9 protein-coding genes are annotated in these 13,765 nt (G+C 62.2%); 3 read left to right on the top strand and 6 right to left on the bottom strand.

All coding sequences use genetic code 11. From position 1 onward, the window contains the following. Window positions 1-44: 44 nt before the first annotated feature. The 3 genes from NET03_RS04325 to NET03_RS04315 are packed head-to-tail and all read right to left on the bottom strand — an operon-like array spanning window position 45 to window position 4,983. A complete protein-coding gene (locus NET03_RS04325; RefSeq protein ID WP_252127666.1) occupies window positions 45-2,288 on the bottom strand; it encodes an FtsK/SpoIIIE family DNA translocase in 2,244 nt (747 codons plus the stop codon). Window positions 2,289-2,337: 49 nt separating this feature from the next. Further along, entirely contained in the window at window positions 2,338-2,991 is a 654-nt protein-coding gene (locus NET03_RS04320; protein WP_252127665.1) for a uracil-DNA glycosylase family protein, read from the bottom strand. Between the two features lie 54 nt (window positions 2,992-3,045). Continuing rightward, window positions 3,046-4,983 (bottom strand): exonuclease domain-containing protein, encoded by a 1,938-nt coding sequence (locus NET03_RS04315; RefSeq protein ID WP_252127664.1) that lies wholly within the window; start codon window positions 4,981-4,983, stop codon window positions 3,046-3,048. A gap of 143 nt (window positions 4,984-5,126) precedes the next feature. Here NET03_RS04315 and ligA point away from each other — a divergent pair, with 143 nt between their 5' ends. The 3 genes from ligA to speE all read left to right on the top strand — a co-directional run bounded on the left by ligA (window position 5,127) and on the right by speE (window position 8,951). Next, entirely contained in the window at window positions 5,127-7,220 is a 2,094-nt protein-coding gene (gene ligA / locus NET03_RS04310; protein WP_252127663.1) for an NAD-dependent DNA ligase LigA, read from the top strand. Window positions 7,221-7,669: 449 nt separating this feature from the next. Further along, window positions 7,670-8,020, top strand: a complete 351-nt coding sequence (gene speD / locus NET03_RS04305) for an adenosylmethionine decarboxylase (RefSeq protein WP_252127662.1) — start codon at window positions 7,670-7,672, stop codon at window positions 8,018-8,020. Continuing rightward, a complete protein-coding gene (speE, locus tag NET03_RS04300; RefSeq protein WP_252127661.1) occupies window positions 8,013-8,951 on the top strand; it encodes a polyamine aminopropyltransferase in 939 nt (312 codons plus the stop codon). The genes speD and speE overlap by 8 nt, the downstream gene beginning before the upstream one ends. 99 nt (window positions 8,952-9,050) lie before the next feature. Here the strand turns inward: speE and NET03_RS04295 are convergent, their stop codons facing one another. From NET03_RS04295 to NET03_RS04285, 3 genes are all read right to left on the bottom strand, one after another. Further along, complete coding sequence (locus NET03_RS04295) at window positions 9,051-10,316, bottom strand: DUF8689 domain-containing protein (protein WP_252127660.1); 1,266 nt, start codon at window positions 10,314-10,316, stop codon at window positions 9,051-9,053. Between the two features lie 116 nt (window positions 10,317-10,432). Further along, a complete protein-coding gene (locus NET03_RS04290) occupies window positions 10,433-11,404 on the bottom strand; it encodes an efflux RND transporter periplasmic adaptor subunit (protein ID WP_252127659.1) in 972 nt (323 codons plus the stop codon). Further along, window positions 11,397-13,745: an ABC transporter permease gene (locus tag NET03_RS04285; RefSeq protein ID WP_252127658.1), complete on the bottom strand. Its 2,349-nt coding sequence runs from the start codon at window positions 13,743-13,745 to the stop codon at window positions 11,397-11,399. Before NET03_RS04285 ends, NET03_RS04290 begins: the two co-directional genes overlap by 8 nt. Window positions 13,746-13,765: the final 20 nt, after the last annotated feature.

Below are 13,765 nucleotides of genomic sequence, written 5' to 3'. Positions count from 1 at the left end.
TCACGCTCACCAGTATACCAAACTGGCGAAGAAGCCCTTGCCGCTCACTCCTCCCCCAGGTAGACCAAACGGCCGCGCGCCCCTTCAGCGGGACCAACAATCCCCTCGGCCTCTAGCTGTTCCATAATCCGCGCAGCCCGGTTATAGCCGATCCGGAGTCGCCGTTGAAGGAGCGAGGTCGACACCGTGTCGAGCTGCCGGACCAGTTGCCTTGCCTGCTCCAACAGTGGATCGTCGCCTCGGCTGGGCTCCGGGCCCACCTCTTCAAGATCGAGCCACGTCGGGTCATAACGTGGTTCCGGATAGAGCCGTCGCCAGTGTTCGACCACGTACTCCAGATCGCGATCCTCGATGAAGGAACCTTGCACCCGGAGCGGGCGCGCGGCATCCGGTGGGAGGTAGAGCATGTCGCCACGACCGAGCAAACGTTCAGCGCCCGGCATATCGAGAATCACACGGCTATCGGTCTGGGAGGTGACCGCAAAGGCAATCCGTGCCGGGACGTTCGCTTTGATAAGCCCGGTGAGCACGTCGACCGATGGGCGCTGGGTCGCGATCAAAAGATGGATGCCGGTTGCCCGAGCCATCTGTGCGAGGCGGACCAGTAAAGTCTCGACCTCGTCAGGGGTCGTCAACATAAGGTCGGCGAGCTCGTCAATAATCACAACCAGGTAGGGGAGTGGTTCCAACGAGGCATCTTCTTCGCGCCGTAACCGGTATCCTTCGAGATTGCGCACCCCGAGCTGGGCAAAGAGTTCGTAACGCCGCTCCATCTCCTGGAGAACGCGCCGCAGTGCGCCCACCACTAACCCCATGTCGGTCACAACTGGTCGCTTGAGGTGCGGCACACCGTCATAACCAGCGAGTTCCACCTTCTTCGGATCGATCAGCAGCATCTGGAGTTCATCGGGCCGGCGTGTGAGGAGGAACGTTGCGATGATGCCGTTGATGCAGACCGATTTCCCCGATCCGGTCGCACCAGCAATCAAAAGGTGAGGCATCCGGGTGAGGTCGGCGATCACGTACTCACCGTGTACATCGCGTCCGAGTGCCAGCGGTAACCGTGCCCGTGAACGTTGAAACGCTGGTGATTCGATCACTTCGCGGAGCCCGACGGTCGAAATTGCCGCGTTCGGTACCTCGATTCCCACGCGGGCCATCCCGGGTACCGGGGCCTCAATCCGGATCGCTGGGGCAGCAAGCGCCAGCGCGAGGTCATTTTGCAGCTCGGTGATCCGCCGCACTTTCACACCAGGGCCTGGCTCCAAGGTGAAGAGTGTTACAGCCGGCCCTGGATAGATCTCCCGTACCCGCGCATCGACCCGAAAATTGGCCAGCGTCTCCTGAATGATCGCGGCTTTGTGCTGGAGCTCCTCTGGGTCGGGGAGACTCGCCTCGTAGCGTTGCAGCCGTCCAATATCCGGGAGCACATCCTCGCCACGTGTGGGGAATGCAACCTGTTCGTCGCTCGCCAATTCAGGTTCCCGGTTAGCTGGCCGCTCGACGCGCGGTCGGCCGTCGGCCGTCCCGCGCTTGCTACGCACGCGGCTCGTGCTTGTGTGTCGCGGTGGGGTGATGACGGCAGGCGTCGGTTCTTGGTTGGTCGTCTCCTCCATCCGATGCCCTGGTACGGCAGTACCTGGTTCGAGCACCGCGCTCCGCTCTGGACCACGTCGGCGACGTGCGAGTTGGCCGGACAGCACCCGTCCCAGTGCAACGCCACGCGCCCCCAGTGTCCGCAAGTCCACCCCAGCAAGAAGAGTTGACCCCGCCAGCCCGAGCGCAAGTGCCAGAAGCCCAAGCCCTACCTCACCGCCGACGAGCCGCAGCAGTGTGGCGATGCCTGCCCCGATATACCCTCCAGCCTCCTCGACACGATCGGTCGCCCTCGCATCAAGTAGTGCTAGAGCACCGGCCGCATAGAGGCCAAACCCGATGGCGCGGCGGACCGTCGCCTGGCGAGAACTTGAGGCCACGAGCTCGAGAGCACCCCACCAGAAGGTGAGTGGCACGATGAGTGCGCCGCGCCCAAAGAGCTGTTGGCACCCAGTCGCAATCCATCCCACAAGCCCTGTCTCGTTTGCCTGGCCAAAGAGCGCGAGGGCCAGGAGAACGCCAACGGTCGCCAGGAACAGCGCCGCCAGATCTCGCGGTAGCCGCCGCGGAATCCCCATCACGACCCCATGACCAATCCGTGTGAGATGCCGCAGCACGTGGGAAACCACCGAACCGGCATCTCGCTTGGATTCCGCCGCTCGCTGCCGACCCCGTGTCCGCGCTTGCGCCATGGCGTCCCCCTGCGTCCGTTCGCACGTCCGTACGCAGTATAGCAGCGGTTCAGAAGAGACGCATCTGCTGGGGCTTCTCTTCGGGCTGATCGTCAGCAGTCGTGGCGGTCTCCGCACGCACCTGGGTGATGATCTCCCCGAGCTTCTCGAAGTCCTTCTCCACCAACTCCTTCAATGCTGGCTGATGGAGTGCCGCTGCGGGATGATACATGGGGACCACGACATAGTCACCGACGCGGCGTGCCTGACCGTGCACGCGCGAGATCTTCTCGTTAGGAAACCAGCGGGACATCGAGTAGCGGCCGAGCGTCACGATCACACGTGGCCGGATCACGCCCAGCTGCTCATCCAAGTAGGGCGCACAGGCAGCGATCTCGTCTGGTAACGGATCGCGGTTCCCCGGAGGTCGGCACTTCACGACATTGGTGATGTACACCTCTTCCCGCCGCAGGCCGGCTCGTTGGAGGAGCTCGTTCAAGTACTGGCCAGCTGCCCCCACAAATGGCCGTCCTTGCCGGTCTTCGTGGTACCCCGGAGCTTCGCCGATGAACATGACCTCGGCCCGGGGATTGCCCTCGCCCGGCACCGCGTGCGTCCTGGTTCGCCAGAGATCACAATGTGTGCACACGCGCACGCGCTGGGCAATCTCCTCCAGTCGTGCCTCGAGGCTGCGTTCCTCCGCTCGTGATCGCTCTTCGCTCACATCTCGCTCCTCTCCCGTCAGTCCATGCTGCGTTGCTTCTCTCAACCGCCGGGCTCACTCCTCGAGCGGTGCATGCACGGCGAGAGCACTCTCTGGAAGTTGCCGACCGTAGCGGACGACTGCCTCCCAGTCGATTGGTTCTGCCAGGACGACGACCGTTGGATCGCCAGCATGGCGCTGCAACCAGCGGGCCAGGATGACGGTCGTGTCCAGCGTTTCTTGGTCGAGTGTCCACGGCGGTGCTCGCCGGGCGCGCTCCCGAGACGCCTGGAGGCGTGCGGCAACATCGGTGGTGCTCTCCTCCCGATCGGCCAGGATACGCGCCCACAGACGGCCACCGACCACCAGTAAAAATGCACGGTCTCCTGTCTCTGGACAGGGGGTGACGATGACACAGGGGTGCCCAGTCATCGTGTGTGCAACCAACTGGTGGGTGAGCACAAGTTCCTCGCTTCGCCGCAGGAGGTCACGGAGGCGCGCTGCGCGCTCAAAGTCCAGCCGCTCTACTGCCTCCGCGAGCAACTGCTGAGTGCGCTCTACTACTGGATGGGTGTTTCCTGCGAAGTACTGCACGGCGATCTCAACCAACGCGCGGTATTGGTCAGACTCAACCCGCCCAGTGCATGGGCCGATACAGCGTCCGAGCGTGAGCTGGAGACAGGGCCGCCCGTACGAGCGTGCATCGCGGAACGAACGATGACAGGTGCGCAAGGGAAGGACGGTATGGAGGAGTTCGACAACTGAGCGTGCTGCGGCCGAACTGCGGAAGGGGCCGATGTACAGCGCACCGTCACCCTCACGCTGGCGGGCGAGGAGTACGCGTGGCCAGGGCCGACCAAGTTCGACCTTGATGTATGGATAGCTTTCATGGTTCCGCAGCTGAGTGTTGTACGGCGGCTTGTAGCGTTGGATGAACTGGCTCTCCAGCAGCAATGCCTCGAGCTCGGAGCCGACCACGACCGTCTCGATCTCGGTCACCGACTCGAGCAGTCCGTCCATCTTCCGTGTGTAGCCGAGTGGTTGCGCAAAGTACGAACGCAGGCGCTGTGCAAGATTTCGTGCCTTCCCTACGTAGAGAACGCGCCCGAGCGCATCACGCATGAGGTAGACGCCGGGCAGTTCCGGCGCGCCGTCGAGCAAGCGACGATCCAAGACTGCCCGTCCGCGGGCGACCGCTTCCACGACCACCGGCCGGCGTGCTGTCTCGGTACGGACGTCGCTCGGTGCCCGCAAATTGGCCTGTTCGGCTCGCTCGACCAGACACAAATAGAGCGTCGCAGTTGCCTCAGCGTCCGGCAGTGCACGATGTCGCACCGGGCGTGCGATCCCTAATGCCCGGCAGACCGTATCGAGATCGTAACGGCCATTGCTTACACCCAGTGCTCGTGCCAGCGGCAGCACGTCGAGCGCGGGATTGGGGAGTGGTCCGTGGCCGATCCGCCGCAGCTCAACGTTGAGAAAGTCGAGATCGAAGCCAACGTTGTAGCCGATGACGACGCTGTCACCGAAGAAAGCACGCAGTGCCGCGGCCACATCAGCAAACGGTGCGGCCGTCAGGAGGTCTTCGTCGCGGATACCAGTCAACCGGACGATGTAGGTTGGTAATCGCCGGTGCGGATTGACCAAGACAGCGAAGCGCTCCACGCACTGCCCATCCACGTACCGAACGGCGCCGATCTCGATCACACGGTGTCGGGTCGGCTTGAGGCCCGTCGTCTCAACATCGAGTGCGACGAACGAGCGCGGCCAGCCTTCGTCGAGCGGCGATGGCCGGTTCCGCAGAGCCCACGTCCCATCCGGGCGTCGTACTACTTCGTTGTCGGCCTCGAGGAGCTGTGCAAGGAAAGGTGCCCAAAGTCGGCGATTTCCGACCGAGCCGAAGAGTGCCGTAATCATCTGCTCCTCGCTGGCAACCCCACCCCGCGCCAGCAGGACTCGCTTGGCGCGGTCCCGCAATCGCTCGTATGTTGTGGTGACGGGCTCACTTGCCATCCCGCACTCCTCACCCGCACCTCGCTCGTATAGTACTCGACGCTCGTCCAATCCCCTCGTGTTGCTGCGCGCTGTGCCATTGATCAGCGTATACTCGCCTGCGCAACTGGCCGCAGGGGGAGATCTCCCAAGGGAGGGCGAGCATGGCCGAGCAGTCAGCGACGACACAGGATCGTGTTCCGCCCGAAGTGCGCAGGCGGGTCGATGAACTCCGGCGATTGATTCATCGGTATAACTACGAATACTACGTTCTCAATGCACCGACGATCAGTGATGCTGAATACGATGCGCTGATGCTCGAACTCCGTCGGCTGGAAGAGCAATACCCGGAGCTCATCACGCCAGATTCGCCGACACAGCGTGTCGGTGCACCCCCTGCCGAAGGGTTTGCGACTGTCCAGCACGAAATCCCGATGCTCTCGCTCGCGAACGTCTTCTCCGACGGTGAGATCCGTGCCTGGGCCCAGCGCGTGTATCGTCTCAGCAACCGATCCGACATCGAGTTCGTTACCGAGCCGAAGGTTGATGGCCTGGCTGTTTCGATTGTGTACGAGAACGGTGTCCTTGTCCGAGGTGCCACCCGTGGTGATGGTTACACCGGCGAGGATGTAACCAATAACATCCGTACCATCCGGATGATCCCGCTCCGACTCTACCCGCCTCCGGGTGTCGAACTGCCGCGTGTGTTGGAGGTGCGTGGCGAAGTCTATATGAACGTGCAGGACTTTGAGCAACTCAACCGTGAGCGTGGTGAGCAAGGGCTCTCCCTGTTTGCGAACCCACGGAACGCCGCGGCTGGTTCACTTCGCCAACTCGATCCGAGTGTCACTGCCTCGCGGCCACTTCGTTTTGCCGCCTGGGACATCGGCCGTTGGGAAGGAACAGAACCTCCGACAACACACCACGCGGCGCTGGATTTTCTCGCCCAGCTCCAGATCCCGGTCGTTCCGGACTACCGGCTCTGCCACTCAATTAATGAAGTCATCGCGGAGTGCCATCGCTGGCAGGAGCGACGCGATCTTCTCGAGTTTGAAGCGGACGGTGTCGTCATCAAGGTGAACGATCGAGCCCTGTACCAGGCGCTCGGTGTGGTCGGACGCGAGCCACGTGGCGCAGTCGCCTACAAGTTCCCTGCTCATGAAAAGACGACGATCGTCCGCGACGTGATCTGGAGTGTGGGGCGGACCGGAAAACTGACACCGGTTGCCATCCTGGAGCCGGTCGAGATCGGTGGTGTCATTGTTGAGCGTGCAACCCTGCACAACGAGGACGAGATCCGTCGCTTAGGACTCTTGCTCGGTGATGCGGTGGTGGTACAGCGCCGTGGTGATGTAATCCCGAAGATCGTCGCAACAATTCCCCAGCGCCGCGATGGCGATGAGCGGCCAATCGAGATCCCAAAGCAGTGTCCCGTCTGCGGCGCCCATACGGTGCGGCTGGAAGGGGAAGTGGACCGGTACTGCTCAAATCCCAATTGCCCAGCCCGCCTGAAGGCCTCGATCCGCCAGTTTGCCTCGCGCAATGCGTTGGATATCGAGGGTCTTGGTGAAAAGATCTCCGACCTCTTTGTCGACTTAGGGCTGGTGCATTCGCTTCCAGATCTCTACACGATCGACTGGAACCGGGTACTTCAGCTGGAGGGGTTCGGGCCCAAGAAGGTTGAGAACCTACGCAAGGCAATCGAAGCGAGCAAGCAACGGCCTTTTGCTCGCTTTCTCTTCGGGCTCGGCATCAGACATGTTGGTGAGCGGAATGCGCAGCTCTTGGCCGAGCGTTTCTGCTCGATCGACCGTCTGATGCAAGCGACAATTGACGACCTCCTTGAGATTCCTGGTTTCGGCCCCGCCGTGGCCCAGTCGGTGTATGAGTTCTTCCGTGAGCCGAAGAACCGCGAGATGATCGAGCGTTTCCGACAACTTGGGGTGCGGATGGCTGAAGAAGAAGCGCCTGCGCGGGTACCAGCACGCGGACCACTTGTTGGTAAGACGGTTGTGCTGACCGGCCGGCTGGAGACACTCACGCGCAGCCAAGCGGAGGAGCTCCTGCGACGCGCCGGTGCGCACGTGACCGAGAGCGTCTCACGGAAAACAGATTATGTCGTCGCTGGCGCGGAACCAGGAAGCAAGTATCTGCGGGCGCAGCAGCTCGGTGTCCCGATCCTCGGTGAGGAGGACTTGCTCCGCATGCTGCGCGATTCGGGCATCGCGGTCGAGGCACCGATCCGCTCATCGGACTGAGAGGCATTGGCTCGAGTCGGAGTGGAGGCAGTCGGTAATGCCGGGATCATGCCGCGGTGACGGTACCGTGGAACGCTGGAGGTCGTGCCGGTATTCCTGATGGGACCCAAAACTGGTTGGTGTGCTCGAGCGCGTGCCCGCCACGAGGTGAGGGGGCGAGTTCCAGTGGCGTGAATCTCTGGAGTGGTAGGCGTCGTATGAGGCCAAGTCTTTGGGTTAGTGCGCTGTGCACAGAGAGACATACGATGCGATGGTGAGATCAGGGATAGCGGTGGCTGTTGCGCCGAGAGAAGCTCAGACACTGGGGACGAGGAGAGTCGTTGTGCTGGAGTCTGCGAGTGGGGTTGCAGAACAGGGGGAGGGGTGATACACTCTACTGTTGTTGCCCGTGAGGTTGGTACGGGCTGTTGGGGGGTGATCGTTCTCAGGTAAACGGAGGTCCGTGGGGAGTGAAGAGCCTGGGTCGACACGTTATTGTCGAACTCTGGGGTTGCAAGAACATCGACTCCCTGCAGGCGGTCGAAGAGGCCATCCGCGATGCAGTCGCGGCAACCAATGCGACGTTGCGCGACCTGCAGGTTTTTCCCTGGGAGCCGTACAACGGAGTGAGCGGGATTGCGATCCTCTCGGAGTCGCACCTGAGCATCCACACGTGGCCGGAGCTCGGGTATGCGGCGGTGGATGTTTTCACGTGCGGTGAGCACACTGATCCTGAGGCGGCGATCCCGGTTCTCCGGGAGCGGTTCCAGCCGCAGCGGATGGAAGTGCTGCAGGTGAGTAGGGGGATGATCGTTGATTGACGGAGGACTCTGGCATACCGACGACCCGGAGGTTCCAAGCCAACGGGTATTCCTGCAGGTGCGCGACGTCCTGTACCGGGGTACATCCCCGTATCAGGAGATTGCGATTATCGAAACGGTCCTCTTCGGTCGTGCGCTGGTGCTGAACAGCGTGCTTCAGACGGCGGAGCGCGACGAGTTCTGCTACCACGAGATGCTTGTGCATCCGGCCATGATTGCGCATCCGAATCCTCGGCGGGTGCTCATTATTGGAGGGGGGGATGGCGGCGCGCTGCGTCGGGTTCTGCAGCATCCTGTCGAGCACGTCACGATGGTGGAGATCGACGAGCAAGTCGTCGAAGCCTGCCGTGCCCACCTCTGGGGTGTGCATCGGGGAGCGTTTGACGACCCGCGGGTCGAGCTCCGCTTCGAGGACGGGTTCGCCTACGTCGAGCGGCGACCGGCAACGTACGATGTGATCATCGTCGACGGACCGGATCCGCTGGGTGACACGCCCGGGATGGTCCTCTTCTCGCCCGATTTCTACCACGGACTTGCCGATATGCTCGCACCCGGTGGATTGGTGGTGCAGCAGACAGAGTCCCCAATGCTGCTCCCGATCCAGACAGCGGCGACACATCTTCACCTGCGCGAGGTGCTTCCCATTGTCCGCACCTATTTGACGATGGTGCAGTCATACGACAGTTACTGGAGCTTCACCGTTGCCTCGCGCGATGTCGATCCGGCTGCACTCGATATGGAGACGGTCGCCGACCGTCTGCGTGCGCGCGGGATTGATGACTGTCAGTACTACTCGCCGGAAATTCATTGGGCTGCGTTCCGCCTGCCACCGTTCCTGCGGCGTTTCATTGAGGAGTCGATTGCGCTAGGGCGGCCGGCTGACTCTCATCCGCTCTTGCCGGAAGCGGCAGTCCGGCGGCCGACGGCTTGAGCGAGGACGCCAAGACAGAATCGTTGCCGGGATGGCGCCAGCGAGCGTCATCCCGTCTCTTTTTGCCGGCCAGAGTAGAGCAGCGCTGAAGGCTGCATGTCAGGGGTGTATAAAGTAGCTCCGGCAGGCGCGATCGATGAGGTCAGGGGTCAGGCGGGGTTCGCGGCCGAGGTAACGCGCCGCGCCAACGAGGGCGCGCAATATGTCGCGTGGATGACAAGCGCGGAGTTCCCGCTTTCCGACGTAGTAGGTTCGCAAGAGGTAAGCGAGTCCCTGTGGATCGAACGGTATACCGAGTTCCTCGCACTGCGCACGGAAAATGTCCGCGAACTGTTGGACCGTTGGGTTTCCGAGATGGATCTTGTTTGGAATCCGTCGCAGGAACGCCTCGTCGACGAGGTCGGTTGGCTGGAGATTCGTCGAGAAAATCACCAGCCCCTCGAAGGGTGCTTCGATCTGCTTGCCAGTGTGCAGGGTAAGGATATCGATCCGCTGTTCCAGTGGAACAATCCAGCGATTGAGCAAAGCTCGTGGCGAGACCCGCTGTCGGCCAAAATCGTCGATCAGGAGCACCCCATTGTTCGCTCGTAGCTGTAGTGGCGCCTCGTAGAAGCGATTCCGCTCGTCGTAGATCAGATCGAGCTGTTCAAGCGTCAGCTCTCCACCCACCTGGATCAGCGGCCGCTCGCAGAGTACCCAGCGGCGGTCGCCAGCTGGCTGTTCAGGTGTGGGATGATGGTGGTGCCGATCAAAGACGCGAATGATGTGCGAATCGGCCAGGATGGCGTGGGGAACAAAAACAGCACCACCGTACATGGCTACCACACGTTGCGCCAGCGCAGTCTTGCCGTTACCGGGCTTTCCAAAGAGGAAGATCGCTTGGCCACTGTTCAATGCTTGCCCAATCTGGTCGAGCACGGGTTCAGAGAAGACAAGCCGTCCGAGGGCCCGTCGGATCGCTTGCGGCGTTACAGGGATGGTACGGAGGCTCTGGACAGTGACAACAGATCGGTACTGTTCGATCGGTACCGGGGCTGGGCCGATGTAACCGTTCCGTGCCAAGTACTCCTGCGCGCGGTGGTGCCCTTTGCTGGTGAGCGCATACCGGTACGCGAGTTCGCCGATTCCGTTGCTGCCGGTCACCTCAACAAGTTCCTCACGCTTGGCCTGGCTGAGTGCCCGCTCCAGCGATCCCGCATAGGGCAGGCAGAGCGCATCCACGAGATCGCGTGCCGTCTGAGAGCCGTGCGCGTAGAGGAACTTGAGCACGAGTTCGACCACAAGCTGGAGGTCAAGTCCCGCCTCCTCCAGGTTTGCCGGTTGCGGAATCGTCAGAACAGAATCTTTCCGCGTGCTGACGGTCATGTCGTTGAGTGCTCCGATGTGTGCCTCTTCCGCTCTCTTGGAATCAGATCGGCAAAGCGGCAGCACCTCCAAAGGGCAGTCTGGCGCCCACATGTCCTAGCCATCTTTTCTCATTCCTACGGGGCAAGAACGACCTGTTCACCCTCCGCCAGCCCAACGGCCACCTCGACCATACCACCGCTTCGGAGACCAAGCGTGACTTCCCGCTCCTCACGCTTCCCGTCGTGGATGACGGTCACAAAAGCACGTTCACCCACGACCCGTACTGCCTGCTCCGGAACGAGCAGCACGTTTTGTCGGAGCACCGCGGCGAGGTGGATCGTGGCGGTCATACCAGGTCGGAGACGCTCTGTTGTATCGACGAGGCGGGCAGTGAGCGGAAAACCAACAACGCCAGCTTGTTGCGTTGCTGACCGGCCCACTGCGACGACCTTTCCCCGCCCCTCCCATCCGGGCAGCGCATCAACGGTCACGCGCACGTCCTGTACTGCTTCGAAATATTGGACATCAACTTCATCGACGGTCGCTGAGACCCCAAGAGCATGGAGATCGGCAAGACGGAGGAGGACACTCCCTGTCCCCACCGGAGCTCCTTCAGTGACGATGACTTCCGTGACAATCCCGTCGAGTGGAGCAAGGACATACTTTTCGGCCAGGCGTGCGGTCGCTTCACGATCGGCGTCAGCAGCTTCGCGCCGTTGCTGTTCGGCACGTAGCCGAACGTCGAGCGGTGCCTCGCTTGCCTCGGCCTGCGCCAGAGCTGCCTCGGCTTGGCGGAGTTGCTGTTCTGCCTGCTTCTGACGTGCCTTCAGTGACGTGTCATCGAGAACGGCCACGATATCCCCGGCGAGGACCATGTCGCCGAGTGTGACAGGGAGGATTTGGACGCGCGTGTCGAACGTCGCACGAACTGAGACCGTGCGCAGCGAGATAATTCGTCCGGGAACTTCGAGCGATCCGGTCAGGTCGCCACGTCGTACTGTCCAGAGTGTCTCGCTGGGGCGGTGCACCCACCAGGCAAGCACGATCACCGCGAAGACGAGGAGGCCGAGCACGAACAGAATCAGCCACCGGCGACGCTTATTCATAGCGCAGAACCTCGACAGGGCGCAGGCGAGTGGCGACGACCGCTGGGACGATGGCGGCGAACGCAGCGCTGAGAATCGCAGTTCCCGCGGCAAGCACAAGTAGCCATCGGTCCAGGTGGGGCGGAATAAAGAAGAGTTGTGCGCTCACAAAGTGGAGGATAATCCATCCCATGCTGAGGCCAAGCGCTCCTGCGAGGAGTGTGCCGCTGGCAACGATGACGAATGCCTGGGTGACAAGCATCGCGAAGAGGCTGCCTCTCACTGCCCCAATGGTACGCAGAACGCCAAACTCCCGTCGGCGTTCAGTCACGTCGAGGAGGAGCGCGTTCGCGACGCCAAAGAGAGCTGCCGCTCCTACGACGAGGACAACAGTGCGTGCCAGTACGGTCAGAACAGCCAGGACACGCTCGGTTGCTGCGCGGTCCTCGGCCATCAGCAGCGTCATTGGTCGAACTGCCCGCTCCCGTCGCTCGAGCGCGTCCAGGGCGGTTGCCGCAACGGCGGGAGGCGCGTTCCAGAAGCGGATAGCGTAGAGTGCCGTTCGGCCGTCGCGGCCGAGAAGGAGTGCAAGTTCGTCACGATCGATGAAAACTTTGCCCAGCGCAGTTGCCCCAAGATAGGTGCTCTCATCGTCCACAATGCCGACCACGCGGACGGGTACGCGTCGTACTCCGAGATCGAGAGCCAACACGTCGTTGACGCGAGCACCGATCCGTGCGGCGAGATTGCTCGTGAGAACCACCGCAGGCGGTTGTGATGGAGTGAGCCACGAGCCAGCGATGAGGCGTGGCTGATACACGGCCGTCGAGCGGGGGAGTCCCCAGATGTCGGTCCGTATGGAGCCGAGCGCTCCTTGCGTCATGCTCCAAGGTTCTGCGTGCTGCACCGTGGGTGCTGCTTGAAGGCGCCGTGCATAGATGGGGGGCACTGGAGGGTTGGTCAGTAGCCAGGCATCGGCTTGGTAACGATTGTACAACTCGTTTACTGTGACGCGGAGTGAGTGGTCAACAAGATGACTCGCGAAGAGCGCTGCCAGAGCGACTGCGCTCACCGCCGTTGCTAGACCAGTGCGCAAGGGCCGACGGAATGGGTCACGCACGCTCATCCCCAGGAGGGGTGAGCGGTGCGCGAGCCACCGCGTCGGCCTTGTCAGCCAACGTGGCGGGGCAACGTGTTGCACCAGATGGCTCCTGAGCAGCTGTGCGGCAGGTGTCCGAGTGCTTATGAGGAGAGGGAGCACAGCCCCGAGCAGTGCGATCCCCAATCCTCCCGCAAAGGCGAGGAGCACCGAGGTCAGGGCAAGCGAAATGGGTGGGACAACGAGTCCGGCGAGGTGCGCAAGATAGGAGCTCAGCACGTGGCCACCGAACAAACCCAGGAAGAGCCCAAGCAGGCTCCCGGCTGTACCGAGGACAACGAAAGGAACAAGGTACAGGACTGCGATTTGGAGGCGAATCGCTCCCAGCGCTCGGAGCGTGCCGAGGTGCGGGCGCTCCTCGGTGAGAAGACCGACGCTCGTGTGCGCAACGATGAAGAAAGCAACGAGCGTTCCGAGCCCGGCAAAGGCCTGAAGGAGCAGCAGAAGGGTTCGAAGTTCGCGTGCGCCAAGAAACGATGTTGGGTCGCGCACCGTCCATCCATAGCTGGTGACGTGGCGCGCAGCGAGGAAACGTCGGAGCTCACTGGCGACCTGTCCTGCGAGTGACGGTTCCATGACTTTGACGAGGAGGGTGTTAGCAGCATCTGTTCCGAGGATCTGGCGGACATCACGCTCGGGGAGGTAGGCCGTCACTTGGTTGAGCAGGGTGGCGTCGGGGCGGGCAGGGACCCAGGCAAAGCCGCTCACGCGAGCGTAGCGGATGGGATCGGCAGGATTGGCCTGTAGCGCGACGAGCGAGCCTTCTCGAACTCCGAGCAGACGTTGCGCCGAGACATCAAGCACAAGTTCACCGTGCTCTGGCCAACGTCCTGAGACGAGCTGCGGCCGGTCAAGCTGGAACTCCGAGAACCGATCGATGCCGACAAGACGGACCGGGAGCCAGCGATCACCGGCCGAGAGACGACTGGTCTGCACGGTGCGAGCTTCCGCGAGCTGAACGCCTGGTCGTCGAGCGAGTGTCGCGAGCAATCCGGGTGTGAGGCCGGGGATACTCGCCGCGATGTCTGGTTGGCCGGTATCGGCGTAGGTTCGTCGCTGTGCCTCAACCAGTGCGAGGCCTGTTGTGTGGATAGCAACGAGCGTAAAGACCGCGAGCGTGATGCTCGCTGTTGCGAGTAGCGTGCGGATTCGCCGCATTGCAAGTGCGCGGAGAGCACATGCGAGTGCCAGGGCTAGCCGCATCAGCACCGTCCGTTCATTCG

Origin of the sequence: Thermomicrobium sp. CFH 73360 (assembly GCF_023806465.1) — a bacterium.
Lineage (GTDB): Bacteria > Chloroflexota > Chloroflexia > Thermomicrobiales > Thermomicrobiaceae > Thermomicrobium.
Note: the sequence above shows the minus strand (reverse complement) of the source record. Positions and strands in the feature narration are given on the sequence as shown.